Annotated in this window: 23 protein-coding genes and 1 tRNA gene; 8 read left to right on the forward strand and 16 right to left on the reverse strand. The window is 42.9% G+C overall.

The window, feature by feature from the left end:
• Positions 1 to 115 precede the first annotated feature (115 nt).
• The 3 genes from HYN51_RS09505 to prfH all read left to right on the forward strand — a co-directional run bounded on the left by HYN51_RS09505 (position 116) and on the right by prfH (position 2,713).
• Positions 116 to 742 (forward strand): YiiX family permuted papain-like enzyme, encoded by a 627-nt coding sequence (locus tag HYN51_RS09505; RefSeq protein ID WP_230513960.1) that lies wholly within the window; start codon positions 116 to 118, stop codon positions 740 to 742.
• Between the two features lie 220 nt (positions 743 to 962).
• Positions 963 to 2,102, forward strand: coding sequence for an RNA ligase RtcB family protein (locus HYN51_RS09510; RefSeq protein ID WP_108899816.1), 1,140 nt, complete (start codon positions 963 to 965; stop codon positions 2,100 to 2,102).
• The gene (gene prfH, locus HYN51_RS09515; RefSeq protein WP_108899817.1) at positions 2,099 to 2,713 is read left to right on the forward strand and encodes a peptide chain release factor H; all 615 of its coding nucleotides are present in this window, start codon (positions 2,099 to 2,101) and stop codon (positions 2,711 to 2,713) included. Before HYN51_RS09510 ends, prfH begins: the two co-directional genes overlap by 4 nt.
• A gap of 109 nt (positions 2,714 to 2,822) precedes the next feature.
• Here the strand turns inward: prfH and HYN51_RS09520 are convergent, their stop codons facing one another.
• The 3 genes from HYN51_RS09520 to HYN51_RS09530 form a co-directional block, all read right to left on the reverse strand.
• Entirely contained in the window at positions 2,823 to 3,137 is a 315-nt protein-coding gene (locus HYN51_RS09520; RefSeq protein WP_108899818.1) for a DUF5339 family protein, read from the reverse strand.
• A 240-nt stretch (positions 3,138 to 3,377) separates the two neighbouring features.
• The gene (gene endA, locus HYN51_RS09525; RefSeq protein ID WP_108899819.1) at positions 3,378 to 4,097 is read right to left on the reverse strand and encodes a deoxyribonuclease I; all 720 of its coding nucleotides are present in this window, start codon (positions 4,095 to 4,097) and stop codon (positions 3,378 to 3,380) included.
• 821 nt (positions 4,098 to 4,918) lie between these two features.
• Positions 4,919 to 5,299: a hypothetical protein gene (locus HYN51_RS09530; RefSeq protein ID WP_157953013.1), complete on the reverse strand. Its 381-nt coding sequence runs from the start codon at positions 5,297 to 5,299 to the stop codon at positions 4,919 to 4,921.
• A 298-nt stretch (positions 5,300 to 5,597) separates the two neighbouring features.
• On the opposite strand from HYN51_RS09530, the gene copC reads away from it, so the two are divergent.
• The gene (gene copC / locus HYN51_RS09535) at positions 5,598 to 5,978 is read left to right on the forward strand and encodes a copper homeostasis periplasmic binding protein CopC (protein WP_108899821.1); all 381 of its coding nucleotides are present in this window, start codon (positions 5,598 to 5,600) and stop codon (positions 5,976 to 5,978) included.
• A complete protein-coding gene (gene copD, locus HYN51_RS09540) occupies positions 5,978 to 6,859 on the forward strand; it encodes a copper homeostasis membrane protein CopD (RefSeq protein WP_108899822.1) in 882 nt (293 codons plus the stop codon). Before copC ends, copD begins: the two co-directional genes overlap by 1 nt.
• Positions 6,860 to 6,903: 44 nt before the next feature.
• Here the strand turns inward: copD and HYN51_RS16345 are convergent, their stop codons facing one another.
• The 6 genes from HYN51_RS16345 to HYN51_RS09570 all read right to left on the reverse strand — a co-directional run bounded on the left by HYN51_RS16345 (position 6,904) and on the right by HYN51_RS09570 (position 12,406).
• Complete coding sequence (locus HYN51_RS16345) at positions 6,904 to 7,317, reverse strand: DUF805 domain-containing protein (RefSeq protein WP_157953014.1); 414 nt, start codon at positions 7,315 to 7,317, stop codon at positions 6,904 to 6,906.
• 27 nt (positions 7,318 to 7,344) lie between these two features.
• Entirely contained in the window at positions 7,345 to 7,998 is a 654-nt protein-coding gene (gene alkB, locus HYN51_RS09550) for a DNA oxidative demethylase AlkB (RefSeq protein WP_108899824.1), read from the reverse strand.
• Positions 7,988 to 8,149 carry a hypothetical protein gene (locus HYN51_RS09555; protein ID WP_157953015.1) on the reverse strand — a complete coding sequence of 54 codons (162 nt, stop codon included), beginning with the start codon at positions 8,147 to 8,149 and terminating at the stop codon, positions 7,988 to 7,990. The genes alkB and HYN51_RS09555 overlap by 11 nt, the downstream gene beginning before the upstream one ends.
• 468 nt (positions 8,150 to 8,617) lie before the next feature.
• On the reverse strand, positions 8,618 to 8,878 hold the full coding sequence (locus HYN51_RS09560; RefSeq protein WP_108899826.1) for a putative hemolysin: 261 nt from the start codon (positions 8,876 to 8,878) through the stop codon (positions 8,618 to 8,620).
• Positions 8,879 to 9,134: 256 nt separating this feature from the next.
• Complete coding sequence (gene cspE, locus HYN51_RS09565; protein WP_108899827.1) at positions 9,135 to 9,347, reverse strand: transcription antiterminator/RNA stability regulator CspE; 213 nt, start codon at positions 9,345 to 9,347, stop codon at positions 9,135 to 9,137.
• 1,208 nt (positions 9,348 to 10,555) lie between these two features.
• Positions 10,556 to 12,406 carry a chitinase gene (locus HYN51_RS09570; RefSeq protein WP_230513961.1) on the reverse strand — a complete coding sequence of 617 codons (1,851 nt, stop codon included), beginning with the start codon at positions 12,404 to 12,406 and terminating at the stop codon, positions 10,556 to 10,558.
• A gap of 893 nt (positions 12,407 to 13,299) precedes the next feature.
• Here HYN51_RS09570 and HYN51_RS09575 point away from each other — a divergent pair.
• A tRNA-Arg gene (locus HYN51_RS09575) sits at positions 13,300 to 13,376 on the forward strand.
• A 217-nt stretch (positions 13,377 to 13,593) separates the two neighbouring features.
• Here the strand turns inward: HYN51_RS09575 and yicI are convergent.
• Together yicI and HYN51_RS09585 are read right to left on the reverse strand one after the other, a co-directional pair.
• Positions 13,594 to 15,909 carry an alpha-xylosidase gene (gene yicI, locus HYN51_RS09580; RefSeq protein WP_108899829.1) on the reverse strand — a complete coding sequence of 772 codons (2,316 nt, stop codon included), beginning with the start codon at positions 15,907 to 15,909 and terminating at the stop codon, positions 13,594 to 13,596.
• A complete protein-coding gene (locus HYN51_RS09585; RefSeq protein ID WP_108899830.1) occupies positions 15,899 to 17,320 on the reverse strand; it encodes a glycoside-pentoside-hexuronide family transporter in 1,422 nt (473 codons plus the stop codon). Before HYN51_RS09585 ends, yicI begins: the two co-directional genes overlap by 11 nt.
• A 576-nt stretch (positions 17,321 to 17,896) precedes the next feature.
• Here HYN51_RS09585 and folD point away from each other — a divergent pair.
• Positions 17,897 to 18,757, forward strand: coding sequence for a bifunctional methylenetetrahydrofolate dehydrogenase/methenyltetrahydrofolate cyclohydrolase FolD (folD, locus tag HYN51_RS09590; protein WP_108902011.1), 861 nt, complete (start codon positions 17,897 to 17,899; stop codon positions 18,755 to 18,757).
• 55 nt (positions 18,758 to 18,812) lie between these two features.
• Here folD and cysS read toward each other — a convergent pair whose 3' ends face one another.
• The 5 genes from cysS to HYN51_RS09615 all read right to left on the reverse strand — a co-directional run bounded on the left by cysS (position 18,813) and on the right by HYN51_RS09615 (position 24,695).
• Positions 18,813 to 20,201 carry a cysteine--tRNA ligase gene (gene cysS, locus HYN51_RS09595; RefSeq protein ID WP_108899831.1) on the reverse strand — a complete coding sequence of 463 codons (1,389 nt, stop codon included), beginning with the start codon at positions 20,199 to 20,201 and terminating at the stop codon, positions 18,813 to 18,815.
• A gap of 169 nt (positions 20,202 to 20,370) precedes the next feature.
• Positions 20,371 to 20,814, reverse strand: coding sequence for a RidA family protein (locus HYN51_RS09600; RefSeq protein WP_230513962.1), 444 nt, complete (start codon positions 20,812 to 20,814; stop codon positions 20,371 to 20,373).
• Positions 20,815 to 20,922: 108 nt separating this feature from the next.
• Positions 20,923 to 21,792: a dimethyl sulfoxide reductase anchor subunit family protein gene (locus tag HYN51_RS09605; protein ID WP_108899832.1), complete on the reverse strand. Its 870-nt coding sequence runs from the start codon at positions 21,790 to 21,792 to the stop codon at positions 20,923 to 20,925.
• Positions 21,793 to 21,804: 12 nt separating this feature from the next.
• Complete coding sequence (locus HYN51_RS09610) at positions 21,805 to 22,359, reverse strand: 4Fe-4S dicluster domain-containing protein (RefSeq protein ID WP_192878391.1); 555 nt, start codon at positions 22,357 to 22,359, stop codon at positions 21,805 to 21,807.
• A gap of 2 nt (positions 22,360 to 22,361) precedes the next feature.
• Positions 22,362 to 24,695: a molybdopterin-containing oxidoreductase family protein gene (locus HYN51_RS09615; protein ID WP_108899833.1), complete on the reverse strand. Its 2,334-nt coding sequence runs from the start codon at positions 24,693 to 24,695 to the stop codon at positions 22,362 to 22,364.
• Between the two features lie 279 nt (positions 24,696 to 24,974).
• On the opposite strand from HYN51_RS09615, the gene HYN51_RS09620 reads away from it, so the two are divergent.
• Complete coding sequence (locus HYN51_RS09620) at positions 24,975 to 25,673, forward strand: IclR family transcriptional regulator (protein WP_108899834.1); 699 nt, start codon at positions 24,975 to 24,977, stop codon at positions 25,671 to 25,673.
• The last annotated feature ends 110 nt before the right edge of the window (positions 25,674 to 25,783 follow it).

Consider the following 25,783-nt stretch of genomic DNA (forward strand, 5'->3'; position numbering starts at 1 on the left):
AAGTGGTAACATCTTTCTGCATTAAATCCGTTATGCGCATCATAAATCACTTCACACTCACTTCATTAACGCCCGTTATGCTGACATCATTATTTTACAAACCGCCTTTAGCCATATGACCAGAACCAGACTAGCCATCCTACTAACTACCTTAGCGATTATGACGGTAGCATCATTATTTATCTTTCTACCGAAAAGCTACGGCTATCAGCCACAGATAGGAGATATCATATTTCACACCTCGCGATCGTCCCAAAGTCAGGCTATCCAACTGGCAACCCATTCTCCTTACAGCCATATGGGCATCATTCTGTTTAGAAATAACAAACCTTATGTTTATGAAGCATCTAAACGCGTGCAATACACATCACTCGATGAATGGATTGAACGAGGCGTCAACGGTAAGTATGTGATTAAAAGGATCACCCGTCCCCTAACAACCGACCAACAGCATCTGATACAAAAAACAGCACAGACTTATATCAATGCACCCTATGACCTTAGTTTTTCTTGGTCAGATGAAAAACAATATTGTTCTGAACTGGTATGGAAAATCTATTTCAATGCGCTTGGCATAAAGATTGGTAATCTACAAAAATTACAGGAGTTTGACCTCACATCATCCGCAGTAAAAAAGAAACTGGCAGAACGATACGGTTCATCAATTCCAATGGGTGAAACCGTAATATCCCCCGATGCAATATTTGATTCACCACTTTTGATGACGGTTGGAAAGAAATAAGCCGCAAATTAAAAATAATAGATATTGCTATTTATTATTAAGCGGTCTATGATTTCGCCGCTTTTTATTCAACCCACAATTCACTAGCAAAGGAGGTATATCATGCAACAAATTCAATTAAATATCCTTTGCAGGCGTATCCAGGACTAACCCTACCCGTTCCCCCTGGCTTCGGCCTGCCAATTCGATTTTATCTTTTCTCCAATATATGGATTGGTATATGGGCAATTTTATTCGTCCTTTATCTGAACGCGTCTCTTATATCGCGTCGGATGACACGTGGATCGAAAGTAACGCGATCCAACAATTAAGCACAACCGCCTCACTGCCGGATATGGTTCAGGTAGTGGGTATGCCTGACCTGCATCCCGGCAGAGGTTATCCTGTTGGCGCGGCATTTTTTTCAGTAAACCGCTTTTACCCGGCTTTAGTCGGTAATGATATTGGCTGCGGTATGGGCCTATGGCAAACCGCCATACCGGTCAAACGCCCTAATCTGGATAAGTTAGAAAAAAGAATCTCTCAGATGGGGGATTTTGCTCACTCGGAATGGTTACAGCAGCATCTCTCTGATGAAATGATGGAATCTCCTTTTTCTGATGCGCTGGGCTCCGTTGGGGGTGGAAATCACTTTGCGGAATTACAGCAAATTGATCAGATTTATCATTCAGATTCCCTCAATCATCTGGGACTCAATCCACAACACCTTCAACTGCTAGTTCATAGTGGCTCGCGGGGATTAGGCCAAGCAATTTTACGTCGTCATATTGAACACGCTAACCACAGTGGTCTAACAGCGGGTACCCCTGAGGCAGAGGAATACCTAAGCGAACATCAGCAGGCATTAAACTTTGCCGAACTAAATCGCCGCCTTATCGCCCATCGACTGCTGGAACAAATAAAGACAACGGGAGAATGCCTGTTAGATATTAGCCATAATCTGGTTGAAGCTACGCAAATCAATGGTACTGATGGTTGGCTACACCGCAAAGGTGCCAGCCCTGCCAATCGAGGTCCTGTCATTATACCGGGTTCACGAGGCGACTATAGCTATCTGGTGATGCCAACCACATCGGATATCAGTCTTCATTCTCTAGCCCATGGTGCTGGCAGAAAATGGATGCGAACAGAGTGTAAGGGCCGTTTGTCTGAGCGTTTCTCTCCAGTTCAACTAAGCCGTACTGAATTGGGAAGCCGGGTTATCTGTCAGGATCGTCAACTGATTTATGAAGAGGCACCACAGGCTTATAAATCTATTGATACCGTAATTGACAGCATGGTTGGCTCAGGATTAATCCTAATTCTGGCGCGGCTAAAACCGGTTTTAACCTATAAAACCAGTGGAGGGAAAAACGAATGATACTCTTGCAGATCTCCTCGGCTCAAGGGCCTGACGAATGCTGTCTGGCCGTTGGCAAAGCGCTAAAGCAACTGATAAAAGAAGCTAATGCGATTAGTGTACAGGTTGAATGCCTAGAAATTGAACCCGCCAGACAGCCTGATGGGCTCCGCTCAGTGCTGGTGTCCCTCAGCGGCACGGCTGCCACACAGTTAGCTGATAATTGGTGTGGTTCGGTATTATGGATATGTAATAGCCCCTACCGACCTAACCACAATCGAAAGAATTGGTTTATTGGCATTGCCCGATTTGAGCAAAACAATCCAGAATTAGAAAGCGAAATTCAATTTGAATCATTACGCTCTTCAGGACCTGGCGGACAACACGTTAATAAAACCGACTCAGCAATCAGAGCAACACATATAGCTACAGGTATCAGTGTCAAAGTTCAGTCGGAAAGAAGTCAACATGCCAATAAACGTCTGGCGATATTATTGATCGCACACCGTCTGGAGCAGTTGCGTCAACAGGCCGGAGCTGAGCTAAAAGCAGAACGCCGTATGTTCCATCATCAGATAGAACGGGGTAATCCCCTGCGCGTATTTAAAGGAGTGAATTTCAAATCGGTATAATTCAAATATAAAACCGATAAAATTTAATAAGTTAAAATAGAATTATTAATAGGCTAATTTGTATAATACCATGCCGCGGTTATATAACTACGGCATGATATTCATTAGATTAACAACCTAATTGAGACAGAGTAGGTTTGAATGCATCCATAGCAGATTTACAGCTGTTTTTCAGAGCTTCTTTATCACTCATTTTTTTCCATGATTCAGTTGCAGAATCCATCTGAGTTTTAAACTGATCGGCCATAGCCTTGTTGTCTTTACCCAGTTTGTTTACACAAGTAGTAATGGTAGTAACATACTCATTACACTCAGCTGGTAAACCATTATCCGCAGCCTTAGCAGGCTCTTTTTCACCACAACCACTTAAAGCCAGTAAAGAAAAAGCAACAACAGAAGAAAGAAGAACGCGGGAAGGTTTCATTGATTCGTTTCCTTGAAATTTAATTATAAAAATAACAACAACTTGGAACAACATCTGAACTGTTCGCTGCAAATTGTACCATCAAAAAATATCTATGAGTAGTTTTAACCGTGAGACCAAAATAAAACGCAACACAATGATACTCTATTCTCACCTTCTAAATATAATTTAGGAAAGAAAACCTTCATTCATATTTAAAATGTAAAAACTAATCACTAGCCATATAACATTTAAATAATTTTATCTCGTATTTTGACATGATTTCGAAACATATGGATTGTCATTACCCTGCACCTTCAATATGCGTTGATTTCGCTCACACTCCCATTCAGTGACGGGATAAAACATATTCCAAACACTAAATAATTCGGTTTGTTGTTTTGATAAGCGAAAGTGATAGCGATCGCGCATATAAAAGTAGGTACGAGCAACCATGCCCCGTGCTCTTTCTGGGGGTTCCACGATTTTGTTCTTAAAATCAACTTTCATTTGGCATTGTCCATACTGAGTGGCAGAACCATTCCACTGACCAAACTGAAAATTAGAGCGATCGTAATTAATTTCGCCAATGGCTGGCTGTAAATTATGCAGATCGGTTTCCATGACGTTATATACTGGATCTTGCGTACAATTTTTTCTACCGCCGTTTTGCCAGCATTGCCGCTGGTGACCGAACTGCCAAGCCGGTACCACATGTTCCCACTCTATGCGTCTGGCCCGTTCAACATTTTTTCTAATTTGGTATCCACATCCTTCCAAATCGGGCACACCTTTACGACCAAACCACTGAATTGAGCAGCCACAATAAAAGCTCTGACTCACATCACGGTGAATTTCTATCGCCAGCTGCTTTGCTTTACTAAAACTAATGGGAGCGGCTGCTTCTGGATTTGCTGCCAGCCCATAAAATGGAAAAAAAAGCAGACTAATGGTACTAACCCACCATCTATACCCGGTCATATTATTTTGTATCGGAATCGTTAAAAACAGACCCGCAGGTTAACGGATACTCAGTAAGGAGACAAACAAAAATAATGACCTTTAGGAAAGATCAAAGGAAGTATAGTCATTTTAATCACTATAATATATCAATTAACCAATAATTAACTTCAATAACAAAAAATTCATAATTAAATAAAACAAAAACACACAATAAATATATTTAAAATATTCTATGAAGTTAATAAAGATAACTAAAACATAAGGCAAAACACAAAATGAAACAGTTATCTTAATTTAGTGTACTAAAGAACACCTATTTTAATAGAGTAAATATGGTATAAATTATTTAAGAAATTATTATCTAAACCTATTAAGGGGCGATTATGTGTCCTGACTTTAAATTTCAATGCTCAAGGTGTGGTAACACATCATTTAGGTCTGACCAACACGTAGAATCCTTTGACGATATTTATGGCTCAATATGTTCTGAGTGCTATAAACCCGTAGGAATTCATGATATTACTGAACATAAAATTAGGCGCATTCAACTAATTATAGAAAGGAAATTAATTCCAATTATTCCAATGCCTTAATCATGATGATTATCAAACAGCACCATCAATTTTATACAGGCATGATATCAAATGACCTATTACTCATTGGTTTATTATATTATTAAAAGATAGTTACCTAATTATTTTTACTTTATAAATAGATAAGTATAAAAATCCATCATGTGATTTCACCATTGTTATGAGATTATTTATCAATCTCATAACAATGTGTTTGTAAAAAATAACCGGTGATCACCGCACTCACTAGTCACCAATACAGATAGATTAATTACAGTCGACCAACTCACCCGTTACTTCCAATACACAGAAATTACGCTTGTTTTTGATATGGTAACATCCACTATCATCACACCAACGCTCACTGGCATAAGTCGACTCATTAACCTGATAACGGTCAGATAAGCGCTCCCTGCCAAAAGAGTTCATCCGGCGATCGGACCCAGAAATAACGGAGTTCGGTCTCATGGACTGGGAACGGATAACATAGTCATTACCATCACAATCACTAAGAGATGCAATTCGGTTACCGGAAGAATCAGGATATTTATCAATACAAACCTGATAACTGTCAGCCTGAGCCATTGGAAAATTGAAAGTCACAGCAAAAGCGATAATAGCTAACATTACCTGCAACGTATATTTCATGGCCATAATTCCCTTTCTTTTACTGATTTCTATTATCAGAGATAATCAATTTATGAATAAATTTCCGCTATCCAACATGTTAACCTTTGATACTAGGTTATCTTTCCTATCTCAATCTGACTTTCAATTTATTAACAAAAAACACGTCAATCCTGATAATTAAATGAGAACTGAATTTAAACATTGATACATCGTTGAGTTACAATCAATGAGAAACATTATCAATTCTATACAGACAAAATGAAGAATGTTAATATTTTGATCCGTTATCTTGCTTATTGCTCATGAGGCTACAGCTATGTTCCTTCGTTTACTCCGTTTATGCACCCCCTTGATAATTATATTGTTCGGCTTAACTTCACACTCAGCATTGGCTCATGCCCATCTAAAGCAGCAGACGCCGGTAGCAGAAAGTACCCTAACGGCCTCACCAAAAGAAATTTCATTAAAATATTCAGAAGGTATCGAAGTAAAATTTAGTAAAATAGAATTACTCAATCCAAACAATAAAATAATACTTATTGACGACTTGCTTCTGGATCCCTCCGATAATACTCGGCTGATCGCCCCGCTAAAAGCCCCATTGTCAGCAGGGCGGTATACCGTTAACTGGCATGTAGTCTCTGTTGATGGCCATAAAACCAAAGGCAACTTTCAGTTTATAGTAAAACCTGATTAATGAGTCTAGATACTTTCTATATCTTATTCAGATTATTGCATTTTTCCGCAGTGATATTGCTGTTTGGTATCACTGTCTTTGTTAGTTGTCTGAGCCACGGGAAATTGCGTTTATCACTTCCGTACGATCTGCGCAGGTTATTAACTTATAGCCTGTTGATAGCACTGTTAACCTCGATAGGACTACTCGCTATACAAAGTGGCTTAATGGGGGATGGTTGGTCAGATACGATTAAAGGAAGCGTCATCGCCGATGTTCTCTCAACCACTTTCGGTCAGGCATGGTGCTGGCAGATTATATTTACATTAACTGCAACCGTCGGTTTATTCCTTCCTGTGTACTGGCGTTTCAAGCTGATTACCCTGTTGGCCTTTTTATTATTAATCTCACTGGGATTTGTAGGTCATGTTACCCTGTATAGCGGTACTATCGGTTGGTTACACCGTGCAAATCATGCTCTGCACTTAATCAGTGGTGGATACTGGTTAGGCACTCTCATTCCTTTATTAGTTTGCCTGCGCTATGTGTCTGTTGAGTCGTACTATTTTGATGTGGTACGTACATTAATTCGATTTTCTCTCGTAGGCCACTTGGCCGTCTTACTGGTGGTTTTAACCGGTACCATCAACGGCGCACTTATTTTGCAACGTTGGCCTATTTACTGGTCATCTGCTTATCTGCAACTGCTCGGAATCAAAGTTATCCTGGTAATGATAATGATTATAATTGCCTTGTATAACCGCTATGAGCTTGTACCCAAAATGAATCAGCAAGGCGGCAAAGCTATGCGATGCTTTGCATTCTGTACCGGACTAGAGATCGTGCTGGGTATGGCTGTACTCTCGTTAGTCAGCCTGTTTGCTACCCTTTCACCAACCTGAAACCTTCTGCATCCAAATTTGGCAGTTCTGCCGCTATATAGAAATCAGAAAGATTGATGAAAACCATAGTGATAAATAACATAAGCGACAGACAGAGAAAAACTGATTACGACCAGTGATAAAAAGATCGGAAAAAATTGGACTTTATTGCCAATCAGTCGGGAAAAAAAACAAATCAACAATGCCAATACGGCAGGAAAAATAATAAAGATTAAGAGAGGTAAACCGGCCATCGGAAACACCTGTAATAAAAGAACAACCTTAAGCTGCCCTTCTATTATAGAGTAAAATGAATAAGTTGTTGTTCTGGTGTCCAATCCATATTGGTTATCTCCAACCGTTGGCCTGAGCATTAAGGGAGAAACAATGAATATTCCAGCAATAATCAAATAGCCTAAACACCACCACCTACTCTGACCACTACCATGCAAACGCCATACTGTATATGACAAAGTCATTACTCATTAGCCCGTGGAAAAACGACTTTAATCAACTTGACGGAAGGTAAGATTAATACGGCAATCACCCGTGTCTGTGTGATACCCTGCTTTTACTGGCAAAATACCATGATAGGCCAAACGCGAAGCCCCTCCCCATACCACGACATCCCCTTGAGTCAGTAAGCATTTTTGTACTTTATCACTGCGAGAAAGTCCGCCAAATTGAAATACCGCAGGTAAACCAAATGACATTGAAACAATAGGATAACTAAAGTTTTTTTCATCCTTATCCTGATGTAACGACATCTTCGCGCCGATGGCATAACGGTTAATCAGGCAGACATTCGGTTGGAAATCAGAAAAACCACCTTGTTCCGCTGCTTCTACTGCCAGTTGATAGAGCAATGGCGCTACCGGTGGCCATGATTTACCCGTGAGTGGATCTTCGGCACTGTAACGATATCCCTGACGATCCGTTACCCAACCATAATCGCCACAGTTAGTCATGGCGACTGACATACCATAACCTCCGGGCGTAATCATATGGCGAAATGGTGAACATTCAACAACGGTGGATACCTGAGCTAATATCGCTTTTGCCTGCGGAAGAACAAAATGACGTAAAATCATCGCATCTGGCGCAAGCTCTTCCCGTACCACATCGGGTGGTTCAAGATGTTCAAACAAGTCAAATGTCATCACTATTGTTACTCAAAATAAGCCTACTCCGACGGTAGTTTATAATACCGCCGGACTGCCGACCATCATCAACGCCCTCTTTCATACCGCTAAAGGCTTCTTTCCCCGCAGCAATCACCCCAGAAACAGTCGTCTTGATACCGCCCTTCACAACTGAACTTTCTTCAGCCAGAACCGGCAAACTTATAAACAGAACTCATGCAAGTACGAGTTTTTTCATAAAACATCCATTGAGAATGATCATTCTTGTTCAAACGCTATAACTTTAGCATGCTGAAAAAGAATCTTTACTCGATCCCTGCGGCAAGAACCGCAGCGCAGAGAAATTCTCGGCAACCTTGTTGGGAATGATTTTTAATACTACTTTCTAGTCGGATAAGTTATCCAGCCCAACAATAAGAAAACGGATAGTTTGACCACGCGCGGAAAAGAAAAAGCCCTGATGGCGATCAGGGCGAAGCGAGCAATTTAACAGTATATCTAATCAAGTCATTCGGTGAGGATGCACTCAATCGATATATAATTTAATGCATAACGATTAACCACGTCAATAACAACTTCGAGGGGTCACCTTGGCTATAGCCACATTGACCGTGATCCCCAGACGGAAAAATCTGTATCAACTATTATGATTAGCGCGATAAAGTTCCCACGTATCAAGTTGTATGCCATCTTTAAAAGAACAGACTGAATAACTGCCCTTTGCATTTTGCCTTGGCTGAACTTTACCACCAACGCTAGTGCAATAAATATCTGCGGGGTTTCCCTTCCCACCAATGACAGAAGCATCCTGTGTTTTTGAACCAGAAGAACACCCTTGAATCAGTGCAACGACAAATAGCCCTGATACAATACACGCTACGTTTATCATTTTTCTCATCAACAGACCCCTATTCACTGATATTTATCAAGCTAACAAAATGCCAACTCAACCTGGCAGGACTGTAATAACTATAAATCACATAAGCGATTGCTGCTGGTTTATTATCAGCTTATATGAAATCGGGGGGACTATGGGGAAAGTGACAAATTTTAAACATAAAAAAACCCAGGTAATTATCCCAGGTTTTTATTAATAACTCATTATGCGTTAACCCATCAGGCTAATCTACATAATGAACTATTAGAAATGCTGATTAGCAAGCAACAACGTTAACCGCTGATGGGCCTTTAGCACCATTCTCGATAGAGAAAGATACTTCTTGACCTTCTTCTAAAGTTTTGAAGTTTGTACCCTGAATAGCTGAATAATGTACGAATACATCTTTGCTACCATCTTTAGGAGAGATAAAACCAAAACCTTTATCGCTGTTAAACCATTTTACTAAACCAGTCATTGTATTAGACATTGTGTATTCCTCTAACTCTTATTAAATTACCATAAATTATTTGATGGTCTGCTTGTCAGTTTTACTTATGGGAACTAATTAGAAGGAATTCTTGAAGAAGTGATATCAAAGATAACGCTAAATGGCGAACTGCTTTAAATTACTATACATAAATAGGTCTGTACTACAAACCGGTAATCATTAAGCCACACTTAGTTGGATAACACAATCGTTTCTTCCATTTATTTTCACTACGATGGTATTTATCATTGCAGAGGCCGCATTGATAAATGAGCAACTCCTTAATTACCTGATGCAAATCAGATGAAAAAATAAATAACACATTGAAATTAAAATAAAAAAATAGCTTATTCGCTTTTAAAATTTTTCCAACCGTCAGTAAACGTAATTTGCTTTAGCCTGTTTATATCTATCACAGAATTAAGAAGTGCTTAATAAAAAGAATTTATTATCACTATTATTAATTTGGTGATTGAACTGGCATATGCCATTGTGTTCGAAGCAAGTGGTCATCACATCACTGCTACTATTACAATAATCAAAAATTAGATACCTCGATGATTATCCCTGTCTACTAACAGGGATATTTTTTATCTAATGAAGAGCAAAAACATAACATTCAGCATCACCTCCCGCTTATAACACCGGCTGACAGCAAGTCATTCCAAGATAAAAGCATCAAAGATATTGCTACGCGTCATAGTCACCGATTAGCCAGCGCTAAAGGGCTGGTTCTTGATGAGTGATTAGTATTTTTTAACGTTTGCTAATGCAGGTATTGCTAACGAGTTAAATAGCTCGCCAACAATATGATATCCCTACCAAAACAAACACAAAAAATGACTTTGATTTTTATTTTTCATTTAAATCATTAAGTAATACATTTACACTGTAGCCATTCAGCGCTAATCAAAAAGCTAAAGCACCCTATAAACGTTGTTACTAAATTGAGGAAAACAGATGAAGAAAATTATGTCAGTGATATTGATACTATTGCTCACGGGCTGTTCTTCATATCAGGGAACAGGTGTCAGCAGTTCAGGGGGAGTTCTGGCGCAAGTATTGGTGTTGGTACCGGAATTAGCTTTTAGAATAGGAAATGCTCTAGCAACTCGCTAACCCTTTTATTGATCTAATCTAGGTAACATTTAATTTCACGCCAGCAATATCGCTGGCGTGAAGGTTACAAGAACGGTGACCTGAGTGACTTATTTCAGCGTCCAGGCATCTCCCCATGCTAAACCAATTCCTGGTTCATAATAGGCTGGAGCAACATTACACCACGCTCCATTCGGGAATGGACGGCACTGGTAAGTTTTCCCACGGTTAGTCGCTATATCACCTGGTTTCCAAGTTTTTGCTGCTGTCCAAGCAGGATATTGTCCAGTATCACCTGATGGTTCAGGTTCTGGAGTCGGTTCTGGTTTAGCCACTGGCATCACCGTTAACGTATATTCTGCCACGCTACTCAGTTTTCCATCAGAAACAGTCAGCGTGAAGTGATACTGTTTACCTTCTGTCAATTCTGGCGCAGTAAATGACAGGCTATGTTTATCTTCACCAGAAACAGTCTGCCCATCCGGTATAACCCAGCTATAAACCAGTTTATCACCATCAGGATCGCTGGAATTCGCACCATTCAATACCACATGGACACCGCTGGTTACCGGCCCGGTTGGTCCGCTCAACACAGCTACAGGTGCTGAGTTCGGCGTTGGTACTGGTTCTGGTTCCGGAGTTGGTGTTGGTTCCGGAGTTGGTGTTGGTTCTGGCGTTGGGGTTGGTTCTGGCGTTGGGGTTGGTTCCGGCGTTGGAGTCGGTGTTGGCTCATCGCCACCAACAACATTGACATTAAAGAAATGTTCAACGCATTTTCTGTAGTCACCTGCTTTAAAAGCAGTAAACGGAGTCTGATAACCAACTAACTGACAGGCATAAGTGCTACCATCAGGCGTATTTGGACTCCATCCCCAATCTTGTTCCCAATAGATTGGTAAAGCCCCAGCGCCACCCGCATCAAACTGCTTCATATTTTTACAGCCAAGAACTTCTGATGCCGGAACAGGAACTTTCAGATATTTGGTCTGTTCCTGATAATAAGCAATACGGTTCAGTGACTGAGCGATTTCTGTTGGGCCACCACATTCCACCCCACCATTGATAATCTGAATAGTTACACCAAACCCTGGAACGAGACCACTCTCTTTATCATGAGCATTTGGCTGCCAAGTACCATCAATAACATGCAGCATACTCGGTTTAGGCGGTTGAGGATAAACGTAGAAGAATACTGCACTCGCTAAGTTCAGCCAGGTATCAGCCACCAGTTCAGGTTTATCTAACAACGTGCGCACATCACCAAACATGGCTTCAGAGAAAGGGCCATAGTTGTAGTTATAAGATAGTTGTTTAGCGCCACGACCAAAGTAGCTCAGGAACTGACCATTCTTATCTTTACCACAAGGCCAAGTTTGTCCTTGCCAAACATCTGGATTACATTCACCGTTATAGCCACCGGGATCGCCTTCTTTCCAGCCCATTTCACGTAGCCAAACGAGCCCCTGACGCCATTCGGCTTCCGGTCTCCAACTCTCATGACCACCAGTTTCCTGACCAAAGTGGGCGAACATGGTCGCCAGCCCTTTACGGCAAATGGCATCAGAATCACGACCATCGGTGTACGTTCCGCACACGGCTGGGAACTTACCAATAGCTTTCAGAAAGTTTTCATAGGTATATTCTGGCGCACGCATAGGAAACAGATAAGCCCAGTCATCTGGAGAAATAATCTTCTCTACACGCTTTACGTTTTCCGGATTCGAAGAGCGCCCCGCAGCAATTTGCTCTACAACGTCATTACTGGCGGTACGTATAGACTCCCGCACTTTCTGCATTAATGGATCGCTGGTTAGCTCTTTTTCCTTTTTGTCCAGGTCACTGGCATTGATGGTATATGGCGTTGCAGTACTGGTGACCTGAAGTACCGCATGAGCAGAGAACGTGCTGAATACTATTGCAGCAGCAAGTCCTCCTACAATTTTTATTTTTTTAAAATGCATAGTGTTACCCCTTACCTTAATAAATAAATATGACAGGCACTTCATCACCCAATATCAAGCAACACTATTAATTTAGTCTATTTAAGTAAAAATTATTTTTTAACAAATGAGATATCATTATCTAAAGCCACAAAAATTCACATACTGACCTTATAACAAAAAAAACAGAGCGTATTAAAATCACAAAAAAATCATGATGATATTAACAAAAATTATCATTTTAAAAAAATTAAGGTAAAAATATTTTACACAATAATTTTTAAAATTTTTCATTTTAATGATAATTCACTTTTACTGACCCCTAACAGTCAACAACCCAAAAACGAATAAATAAATTTAAATAAAATAAAAATCAATAAGTTATAATTTATTTTGATTATAAAAATAAATTATAATTCTTATGGCAATTTAAAAAATTAGTTTTTTTAACACTGAACTGATTACTACCCTTGCTATAAAATAACCTGATAAAAATCCCTAAAAAAATACGAAACAAAATAAACAACACATTAAAGCCCGAATAAAACTAACAATAAATATCTCATTCAATGATATGACACCTACACCAACATCAAGCATTAATGAAAAAGTGCCTTAAACTCCATTAATGATGAATTACTTCACCTTGCCATACTAAAAACATTATTCTTTTATATTAAATTCAGCTTTAAAGCAGTTAATTAGCTTAACCCCCTACCCCAGATTTTTATATACCTACCATTTGCAATACAATGAAAACCATAGAAATTGGTTAAGTTATATTCAGCATGATGATGAAAACAGCATTCCACCCGAATTAACGCGTAAAAGCCATTGACTGAGTTCACAAGAGCCGTATAATTCGACCCCACTGAGACATCTGGAGATGTTTTAGGTATAGTCAATTCTTCTACGCTCCCATAGCTCAGCTGGATAGAGCAACGGCCTTCTAAGCCGTAGGTCGCAGGTTCGAATCCTGCTGGGGGCGCCACTTCAAGTTATTTCAAGCGGTTCTTGTTGAATCATCCTCTACAGTTGGTTTTATGCTTTGAACCAATGAAATCAATTCGCTGTCAGACTCCGTCCTGTATAACAATAAAAAATTAGTGTCGTACATCATTCGCGCCAGCTATGTATATCTTTATGGTGGGTACTGGTGACAAGTGGCTGAATTAACATCGCCCCCGCCAAAGCGGGAGCGACCATAATTACAGGCTAATCGTCAATGTGGCGGCCTCAGGTAAGATAATGCATCCTTGCTTATGGTCCTTCAGGCTTCCTCCAACAACGTTAATCGGCTGTTGAATATTACGCAGGCACAGGCTCCAGTTACGGGCATGACCTTCATGGCTCACATACAGTTGATTACCTTCACGACGAACCGTTAACGTAAACTGAATATCTCCGGTAGCTGAAGGCACCATTGCCTGAGCCGATGCTCCATCTTCCAGAGCAAACAGATGGAAACAGCTTCCATCGGTATAATCATAATCAGGACGTTGATCATTATTACCCAACGCGATTAAGCTATTCGCACGTACATACAGCGGAAGACTAAGGAAATCGTGACGCTCACGATGCCAACCCCCGTCAATTTCCCGATTATTGTACAAATGCGTCCAGCGGCCTGGCGGTAGGTAAAACTGCACATCGCCATGTTCGCTGAATACTGGGGCAACCATCAGCGCATCTCCCAGCATATACTGACGATCAAGATAGTCACATCCAGGATCTTCAGGGAACTCCAACATCATCGCTCGCATAACCGGCGTCCCCTGATGCGTAGCTTGCACAGAAGCGGCATACAAATATGGCATCAGTTGACATTTCCAACCGGTAAAGAAACGAACCACATCACAGGCTTCATCGTCATATGCCCATGGCACTCGGTAAGATTTACTGCCGTGTAGGCGGCTATGGCTCGATAGAAGACCAAATGCACACCAGCGCTTATAAATATGAGCCGGAGCCGTATTTTCGAATCCACCGATGTCATGGCTCCAGAAGCCAAAACCGGACAATCCTAATGACAATCCACCTCGTAGGCTTTCAGCCATAGATTCATAAGTAGCGTAGCAATCGCCCCCCCAGTGAACAGGAAATTGTTGGGCGCCAACCGAAGCAGAACGGGCAAACAGGACAGCCTGATCTTCACCTAACATTTCTTTCAAAACGTCCCATACCAACTGGTTATAGATAAAAGCATAGTGGTTATGCATTTTTTGTGGACAAGAACCGTCGTGCCACTGGACATCAGTTGGGATACGTTCGCCAAAATCCGTTTTAAAGCAATCTACTCCCATCTCAATCAAACGGCGCAAATGCCCAGCGTACCAGTCACAAGCCTCAGGGTTGGTAAAATCAACAATCCCCTGTCCTGGTTGCCATTTATCCCACTGCCATACATCTCCGTTTGGACGTTTAAGCAAGTAACCTCGTTCCATCGCTTCACGGAACAATGGGGACTTTTGCCCGATATAAGAGTTTATCCAGACACATATTTTTAAGCCCCGCGCTTTCAGGCGTTTTAACATGCCAACAGGATCGGGAAAAGTCTCGGGATCCCATTCAAAATCACACCACTGAAACGCTTTCATCCAGAAGCAGTCAAAGTGGAACACATGCAACGGCAGTTGGCGCTCCGCCATACCATCAATAAAACGATTCACCGTTTCTTCATCATAATTTGTCGTAAATGACGTTGTCAGCCATAAACCAAATGACCATGCCGGGGGCAATGCGGGTCTACCCGTTAAGCATGTATAGCGGTCCAGTACCTGCTTGGGCGTCGGGCCATCAAAAACCAGATACTCCAAATGTTCACCTTCAACGCTGAACTGTACTTTGGACACTTTTTCCGAGCCAACTTCGAACGATACACATTCAGGATGATTAACCAATACACCGTATCCCCGGTTAGTGAGATAGAACGGAATATTCTTGTAAGCTTGCTCGGTACTGGTACCACCATCACGGTTCCAAGTCTCAATGATCTGCCCATTTTTTACGAAGGCGGTAAACCGTTCACCTAGCCCATAAACGGTTTCACCAACACTGAGATCGAGACGTTCATAAAGGTAAGTTTTCCCATCATTAGCGCTTTGGATATAACCATTAGATTTAGCCACGCTGCCGGTAATACGTTCGCCATTGCGCAAGAAGTCTAATGACCACTCATTACCTTTAGTAACACGCACGCTCAAATTGCCACTGTATAACGCAGCAAACTGTGGATTATCATCAAACTGAACTGTATGGGTATCCCGTGGCATGAGTGGATAGTCTGGCCCTCTGGCAACCCGACCGGAAAAGTGTTCAATACGTACACCAATCACGCCCTCCAATGGAGAGAAAAAGCGCAGGGTAAACAGCGGGCTATCAACTTGTGCCCCACGAGTGCTGGCGTCGCGAGGCGCGGCATAAATCACCATTTCACGGTTGTGCTGTTCTACTTCAAACACGTATAACGGATGGAGTAAACTTAACCCCTCCTTAATCAGCCAGTTACCATCACTAATTTTCATGGCTTAAGCCCTCCGATGACTTAATAGATTGGTTGGTTGACGATTTGATAAACTCTTGCTCATTACGTTTTGCCCCGGCAGATAACTCAGCCAAGATACGATTAATAAACGGTGTATTGAGGGTATAAAGGCGAGCGGCAATCAACGCACTGAGCAGATAACAAAGCCCTGGAATCAAAGTAAATAGCGCCACAATAACGGACAAAGTGCCATCGTTTTGAGTTGCTGCTCCGGATTCATAACCTGCACCAGCCAACATCCAGCCAATCATTGCTCCGGATAATGCCAAGCCTAGCTTGAGTACAAATAGTGTTCCTGCAAAACTGATCCCCGTCAGGCGTTTACCATCTTTCCATTCACCGTAGTCGACAGTATCAGACATCATGACCCACTGAATGGGCGTCACTAACTGATGCAGAACCCCAATGACAAAGATAAAGATAAACATGGTGATATTGGCACCAACAGGTACCCAGAACATGGCAATGCTCAATACGGAAAGCACAGCATTGGTCCACCAGAATATACTGACTTTACATTTCCAATCAGTCAGTGGCTTAGCGGCAGCACTACCCAACAGATTACCGACGGAATAGGTAACCAAAAATAGAGTGAATACCGCGGGATTTCCCAGAATGTAGGTTACGTAGTACATCATGGCTCCGCCACGCACAGCGACCGCTAAAATATTGAGAATGGTCAGTAGACCGACGATTCGCCACTGGTCGTTACGTACAATATCCCGTAAATCCTCACGTACACTTCCCTGAGTAGCACCATCGTCGCTGATACGCTCCTTGGTGGTGGCAAAACAGATGGCCAGCATCACTACTGCCACGACCGCTAGTACAGCAATTCCCCCCTGAAACCCAACGACTTTATTTCCCTGACCAATCAGCTCCACCAACGGCATCATCAATACCGTACTGAGCATTCCACCCGCAGTAGCAAGTACAAAACGATAAGATTGCAGCGAGATGCGCTGTGTAGGGTTGGCTGTAATGACGCCGCCCAGTGCACAATAGGGAATATTGACCACGGTATACATCAAGGTTAACAGCGTATAAGTTACTGCGGCATAAACCATTTTACCGGTCATACTTAGCTCCGGTGAACTGTAGGCAAATACGCAAACAATACCAAAAGGAACCGCGCCAAATAGCACATAGGGTCGAAATTTACCCCAGCGGGTGCGAGTTCTGTCCGCTAACAGCCCCATACAGGGGTCAGATATCGCATCTAACGCACGCGCCAGCAAAAACATAGTACCGACAAAGCCGGCCGGAATACCAAATATGTCGGTATAGAAAAACATCATATACAGCATGACATTATCAAATACGATATGACTGGCTGCATCTCCCAATCCATAACCAATTTTTTCTCGCTTAGACAGAATCTGGTTGTGCATAAATGTTCCCTGAACTGTTAAGAATAAACTTCATCACTGTAGTGACTATTGTTAATGCTAACTATTGTGTTTTTTGATTATGAATTTATGTTTTATGATTAATGTGATCGCGAAGGGGTTTATATAAAAATCTTTAAAATTAATGAGATAGTCGTATTGAAAATATATCTAAAGTACAACGCATCTATACCTAAATCGGTGCCTTTTATTTCATTCTTTTCTGTTTTAAGCAAAAAGCTATCCTAACAATGACTATTTCTGGCACGGCTTTACTATTTAAGAATTGGTTAAGATTTTAATGCTATTTTTCGCTTCGAAATAAAACGATAAGGAGTGAAAATTAGGTATGGAAAAGATCAAATCAGCAGCTTCTTTTATAACTTTCTGCACTATCTTCTATATGGCAGCCATCTGGATAGGATGGGTCAGATGACATTATCTGCATTAAAGTGGTTCTCCGTCTTTTAACATCTACAACCGCCCCACTTTTCTAATTAATCTCAACTTCTCCCTGACAGAAGGCTTCGCTTCTGACAGAATATGACACCCGTTGTTAAAGAATGGATCTATTCTCAGATGTCAGCAAAGATTATTGATGGTAAGGCCATAGCTCAACAGCTAAGAACTGAAATTGCCCTAAGTGTTCAACAACGCCTTCAGGCAGGCAAACGCGTTCCTGGTTTGGCTGTTATTTTGGTTGGTGAAAACCCCGCATCTCAGATTTATGTCAATAGCAAACGCCGCGCCTGTGAAGAAGTTGGCTTTTTGTCTCGTTCATTCAATCTGGATATGACCTGCACTGAGAATGAGCTGCTTGAACTCATTGGCTCCTTGAATAACGATCCGCTGATTGATGGCATTTTGGTTCAATTACCGCTTCCGCAAGGCTTTGATAACATCAAGGTTCTGGAACGTATCTCTCCAGAAAAAGATGTTGATGGCTTCCATCCTTATAATATCGGTCGTTTGTGTCAGCGCACGCCAAAACTTCGCCCTTGTACTCCTCGCGGTATTATTACCATGCTACAACGCTGTGAGATCAACACTTACGGCTTAGATGCTCTGGTTATCGGTGCCTCTAATATTGTTGGTCGACCAATGGGGCTGGAATTACTGCTGGCTGGCTGCACGACGACCATTACCCATCGATTTACAACCAACATGGAAAAGAAAGTCAGAGAAGCTGACTTGATTGTTGCCGCCGTTGGTCGTCCCGGCTTTGTGCGCGGAGAATGGATTAAACCCGGTGCTATCGTTATCGACGTGGGTATTAACCGGTTAGAAAGCGGAAAAGTGGTCGGCGATGTGGAATATGATGCCGCTGCCGAACGTGCCGGTTGGATAACCCCGGTTCCCGGTGGTGTTGGCCCAATGACGGTAGCCACGCTGATGCAGAATACCTTACAAGCCTGCGAACTTTATCACGATCCGATGTGATACTGACAGATGTAAAAAAGCGCCTTTAGGCGCTTTTTTACATCTAAAGAAACAACTACTTACGACGCCAAACGGTACCCTGAGAGCCATCCTCCAGAATGATCCCCATCTCGGTTAAGCGATTACGTGCCACATCCGCCATTGCCCAATCTTTGGTCTGACGGGCGTCATTACGCTGTTTAATCAAAGCTTCAATCTCGGCAACTTCGCTGTCATCCGCATTTTGGCCTGCACCCTGTAAGAAAGATTCCGGAGACTGTTCTAGCAACCCTAATACGCCAGAAAGACGACGCAGCTCCGCAGCCAGTTGATTAGCCGCAACCATATCTTCAGCTTTCAGACGGTTAATTTCACGCGCCATATCAAACAGCACGGAATAGGCTTCGGGGGTATTAAAATCATCATCCATCGCTTCACGAAACCGTGCTTCGAACTCAGTATTACCCTGAGCTTCTAACGCATCATCAGTGCCTCGCAGCGCGGTATACAGGCGTTCAAGCGCCGTTCTTGCCTGCTTAAGATTCTCTTCACTGTAATTCAATTGGCTACGGTAGTGACCGGACATCAGAAAATAACGCACCGTTTCGGCATCGTAATGTTTCAGCACATCACGGATAGTGAAAAAATTATCTAACGACTTAGACATTTTTTCACGATCAACCATCACCATACCGGAATGCATCCAGTAATTAACGTAAGGGCCATCGTGGGCACAGGTCGACTGAGCAATTTCATTTTCATGATGTGGGAACATCAGGTCAGAACCACCGCCGTGAATATCAAAGTGTTCACCTAACTGTTTGCAGTTCATGGCGGAACACTCAATATGCCAACCTGGACGCCCATCCCCCCACGGTGATGCCCAGCTTGGTTCACCCGGTTTAGACATTTTCCACAGCACGAAATCCATTGGATTACGTTTTACATCAGCGATTTCAACTCTGGCACCAGCCTGAAGCTGCTCTAAATCTTGGCGGGATAACAAGCCATAATCAGGATCGGTATCTACCGCAAACATGACATCACCGTTATCTGCCACATAGGCGTGGTTACGCTGCAACAACAGTTCGACCAGCTCAATAATCTCCGCGATATGGTGGGTCGCTCTTGGCTCTAAATCAGGGCGGGCGATGTTCAACGCATCAAAGTCCGCATGCATTTCTGTCAGCATTCTGGCGGTTAGCTGCTCGCAGCTCTCTTTATTTTCGGTAGCTCGACGAATAATTTTATCGTCAACATCCGTCACGTTTCTGACATAAGTCAGCTTATAACCCAGAAAACGCAGATAGCGAGACACAACATCAAAGGCAACAAAAGTACGTCCATGCCCGATATGACACAGGTCATAAATGGTTACCCCGCATACATACATGCCGACTTTATCCGCATGAATGGGTTTAAATTCTTCTTTTTGTCTGCTCAGGGTATTAAAAATCTTTAGCATTGGAAGCCTGTTACCGTTTGATTAATTGATAGGGAAGATATATTGAAACCTGATTATCAGGGCATTGCAAGAGGAACCCCATGATTCATGAGGTATATATCACTATGAGGGGTTGCAGCAGAGGATAATCTCCCCCACTGCGGACAAATTTTAAGCCATCAAAGAAGATCTATTTTACTGCAATGCCTTCAATTTCAATTGAAGCACCCAGTGGGATTTTCCCTACCTGCAAGGCCGTTCTCGCTGGAGGAGCGCCTTTAAAAGCCTTGGCGTAAATCTTATTCATACTGGCGTAATCATCAATATTATTAAGATAGATATTAACCTTCACCAGTTTATCCAAAGATGAACCGCCCGCTTCCAATACGGTACGCAAATTAGTCATCGCCTGCTCCGTTTGCGCTTCAATACCTTCAACCATTTTTCCAGTTGCAGGATCGATAGGCAATTGGCCGGAAGTAAAAACAAACCCGTTAGCTTCAATAGCCGGAGAAAAAAGCGCCGAGGGTTTAACACCTTCCGGCATGACTACATTACGCTCAGCAGACTGAACACTACCAGCAGACAATAACATCGCCGCCATAACAACAGATAGACACGTTTTATTCAGCATTAAAATATCCTTATCGATTATTTTACATCACCAACTAATGGGTCATTTCTCAATCGAACCATCAAGCAAGCTGCCTGAACATTGTCAGGCAGCTACCGTTGATACGACTCAGAACCAAGGGGATTGGCTCATTACGCCGCTATAGAACAGCATCCGTCCACAAACGGCTGCAGAGAGTATTACCAGCATCAAGACTGTGGCACCAACCATCGAAATAGATGATTGCTTATACAGGTAAGTAGCAACGCAGGTTCCGGTGATTAATCCACCAAAGATTAACCAACCCATCAGGCCAGAGCCTAATACTGCGATGGCGCTACGGACCATTTGGCCTTGGCCATTCACGCCGTGGCTATACCACAACACCACCCAGAACATGAGTAACACGCCCAGCAGAATACCCGTCAACAACAGCCCAGGGATCTTCCCTTGCGGTGCATGTTGACGATACTGATAAACCGCCACCATCAGGCTGATGGTGACAAACCCCAATAATATAGCCGTGGCAATAAAATTGAGATGGGTTATCAGCGTGTGCCACATTGGATGGCTGGCCATTTGATAATAGACCTGTGCCGAAACCAATATCGCGGCAATACCCGCCAGAGAAGCCACAAAACTGACACTTTTCACCAATGCACGATTGCGGTTAAAACGAAATACCACAGCGGCCCAGATGAATACCACACCATTCAATAAGAAGAAGGCAACCACTTCACGGCTTAGCCAAGAGTGTCCTAGGCCTAAAATGGCACGATAAGCGCCTAACGGCGACCCCAAGTGTAACAGTGACAGAAACGAGCCAACAATATTGATAGCTAAAATAGCCAGTGCCATATAGCGCAACCGGTTAAAACGCGTCTCTTCATTCAACCATATCGGTTGAACCGTCATTAATGCCGTCATAGCAATAATGGAGCCAACGGCCCACTGACACAGTACGGTGAAAAAGACTAAAGGAAGTTCATATTCAGACATGATGGTATCTCCTTATTCCTTATCACCGGCAGGGATGATCACAATATTTGGATGACTGATATTGTGATCCGGCAGTTTGTAGTGCGTTTCAATGCGTGATAAATCAGCACTGTAACGCTTACGAAGCTCATCAATATCACCAAACTGCAATACCCCAGCCGGGCAAGACTCTACGCAACGAGGCTTCAGCCCTTCATCCAAACGTTCGGCACACAGGTTGCATTTACTGGTTTTCCCTTCCACCGGGTCAAATACCGGTGCGTTATATGGACAAGCCATAATACACATCCGGCAACCGATACATTTGTCGTGATCCTGAACCACAATACCATCAGGCCGTTTGCTGTAAGTATCCGCCGGGCACACCTTCATACATTGAGGGTCATCACAGTGGTTACAGGACATGCTGATAAATGCCATGCCGTTAGGATCGTCAAAAGTAAACTCCCTGACGCGGCGCCATAAGACACCCGTCGGCGTTGCATTTTCTGACTTACAGGCCATTGAGCATGTTTTACAGCCATAACAGCCGCGCATATCAACTAAAAATCCATATTGTCTAACCATGATTACGCCTCCGCTCTGACATCGACTAAGGTACTGTTACAGCTGTGGCCTGTTCCCAGTACTTCAGTCAAATCGTTAGTCACATGGCTACTGCTGCCCCCCTGCTGTTCCCACCAACCGTTATCAAGGCTGACAACACCACGCTTAATCTGGCGGGTGACAACCGCCAACGCACGGTGTTCCCCACGGTTGTTAAAGGCGATAGCCCATTCTCCGTGACGAATATTACGGCTGGCTGCATCATCTGGATGAATCATGATATTAGGTTGATTACGCTGAACTTCGAGGATCCACTCATTCATGCCATGACTGGAATGAACGCTACGCGCCAGCTTGCGCTGAACGGCCATTAGTGGGTACTTCTGAGCCAACTCAGGTGAACCTTTCGGCGACTCCTTCACCTGCATATAGGTGACAATCGGCGCAAAGTCCTTTTTCTGCCACTCTTCAACAAAAAAGTGGGCTTTCCTAGTTGGCGTGCGAAAGATACCGTCTTTGAATGGAATCCATGGTGCATCAACGGGCTTAATCGGCCCTTTGCGCAGTTGTTCAATGGTAATTCCGGTTCCTTCCAGACAATTCTCAATGTAATGCTCAATCGGTTGATTAAACACTTCACCAAAACCAAAGCGTTCTGCCAGGCGAGCAAAAATCCAATAGTCCGGTTTCGCTTCGCCCACTGGCTCTACGGCTTTTTCCATCAGTTGTACATAGTGACTGCGAACCCCGGCCATCAGGCTGACGTCCTCAAAAATGGTCGTCACGGGTAACACCAAGTCAGCATACAGCGTGGTTGAGGTCATCAAGTTGTCGGCAACCACCACGAAAGGCACTTTCTTCAGCGCTTTCTTCACCATATTGGTGTTAGGCAACTGAGTCAGCACGCCCATGGTCATGATCCACCAAAAATTGATCGGATGCGGTCGCTCATTGACGATCCAGTCACCCACTTTTGATACAGGGATAGGGGGGATCTTTTGAACTTCTTTCGGCGCAGGTAATGGGGGATTGATCTTGATCATCTGACGCACGCCACCGGCATCACACACCCCGCCACCGGCTTTACCCATGTTGCCGGTCAACAATGCCAGATAGAATTGCCCCGCCGCCACATAAGTACCAAACTCAGTACGCTGTGCTCCAGACATATTCTGTACGATCATGGCTGGTTTACTGCTGGCATATTCTCTTGCCAAACGAAGTACTGTGGCCGCTGGTACATCGGTTTCGGCTTCAACTTTGGCTAAATCCCACTGTTGAGACTCAGTACGGATCAGCTCAAATACGGTTGTATATTCAGCATTAGCCGGCAGTTCGGCTTTGGTTAGCGCAGGGACAATGCCTGGCGCATCATGACGAACCGTGCTTTGCGTTAAGGTGTCATATACCAGATAGCTTTCCGCATCCTCTGGTTTTTCCCGCATTTGTTTTTTCTGAGCATCAACTAAATAGACGGCACCCGTATGCTGACGTAAAAAATCAACATCATATAGCTGCTCGTCCATGATAATTTTTATCATGCCCAGCGCCAGTGCCGTATCGGTACCCGGGATAATAGAAACCCATTCATCAGCTTTAGCAGCCGTTTCATTAAAACGTGGGTCAATTACCACCAGACGGGCACCATTGGCCTGTGCCTTGATGTATTCTTTAAAGTAGGCCTGCATGGTCACCGCTGGGTTATTTCCCCAGCAAAGGATATAGCGACTATCGGCAATCGTATCGCGCATATCCGCATAACGTAGCCCTACGATTGGCATCATCGCTGCGGTTACCGCAGAACAACAGAGGGATCCCGCCTGTTTGGTTGAACCACCCAAATAGTCGAAAAACGCTTTCCCCATATCATTTTTAATCGAGTCCATGTTACCGGCATGGGTAGAAAGCATCATGCCTTTATTACCATGAGTGGCAATAGTGTCACGAATATTTTTCTCAATCAGATCTAACGCCTCATCCCATGAGATCGGCCTAAACTTACCTTCCCCTTTTTCACCAACCCGAAGCAGCGGCGTTTTCACTCGCTGTTTATGATAAACCCACTTGGTACGACTCATCCCACGCAGGCAACACTTCACGTTGAAATCTTTGCTGGCTTCAATTTTTTTCAGCTCGCCCTGATAGACATAAGCCGTTAAATTGCAGTGTAAACACTCCATCGCGCAGGTGGAGCGAAAAGTCTGATAATCGCTGAGCTTTAAACGAACTCTTGGTAATGGTTTTTTATCCTCACTAACCAGTGAAAACGCACAAGGCGAAATACTCGCTAGGCCAATTACCCCTAATCCTTTTAGCAGGGTTCGACGATTCAGTCTGATATCCGATATGTTTTTCATGATGTTTCCGCCACATCTTATGTTTATGGTCATCCTCACATTTGCCTGTCTTCCTGTTAAATAACACATAAAAGACACCATAAGTTAACTGCGGTTAACTTATGGTGTACTGATCGAGATCAACTTACCTCTTTATGTTTAATCAGTATTAGGCATGAAAAAACACCACGACTCCCCATTCGAGTTAGTGTTGTAGGGGTTATTCTGGTCAGAACGGTTGAAAAAAGGTAAACTTCTGGGTCATTTGTTATTCATATCGTTTGTTGAGGCGCGTTTCGGATGTCAGATACCCAGGGTATAAACTCGGTAGAGATTGCAATTACTATTCTCGAAGCGCTTGCTGAACACAATAAACCAGCCAGAGCCATTGATATAGCACGCCTGTCTGGGCTATCCAAAAGCCGATTACACAAGTATCTGGTGTCGTTAAGCCGATGCGATATGATTTATCAAGATCCGGAAACCAGCCTTTACTCGTTAGGTAATAAGCTGTCCGTATTAGGCGTTGCGGCACAAAAGCAGAATGGTACGCTCACCACTATCAATAATGCGTTATCCCTGCTTAGGGATAAACTCAATATCTCTACTGGCCTTGCTATTCAAAAAGGCAATTCAATTAATCTGGTTCAATATAATCGCAGCAATAAAAATATTGAGATTGATTATAAAGATAATACGCCGATTCCACTGACAAACAGCGCTGCGGGAAAAATCTTTTTAACCTATGATGAAAGCTATCAACATGAAAAAATCTTAAGGGAAGAAGAACGACAGCAGATAATCCAATCGGGTTACTCAATTCGTTTGACAGAAACAGAAGGTATCCCAGGCGATCGTGCAATCTCTTGCCCTATATTTAGTTCATCAGGGCGTTTGATCGGTGCTGCGGTTATGATGGGGTTGTTGCCTGATACATATCAAGAGTTACACCCTCTGGCCCTTCAATTACTCTCTACGATAAAAGAGATAAGGTTATAATTATTTTCTCTTAATCCGGTGACTGGCAATCATTTTAATGAATAAATCACACCTGTAATTCCCATATTCACGTATAGACAGTCGCAATTATCGGCCTTAACCGGATACTT

Origin of the sequence: Limnobaculum parvum (assembly GCF_003096015.2) — a bacterium.
Lineage (GTDB): Bacteria > Pseudomonadota > Gammaproteobacteria > Enterobacterales > Enterobacteriaceae > Limnobaculum > Limnobaculum parvum.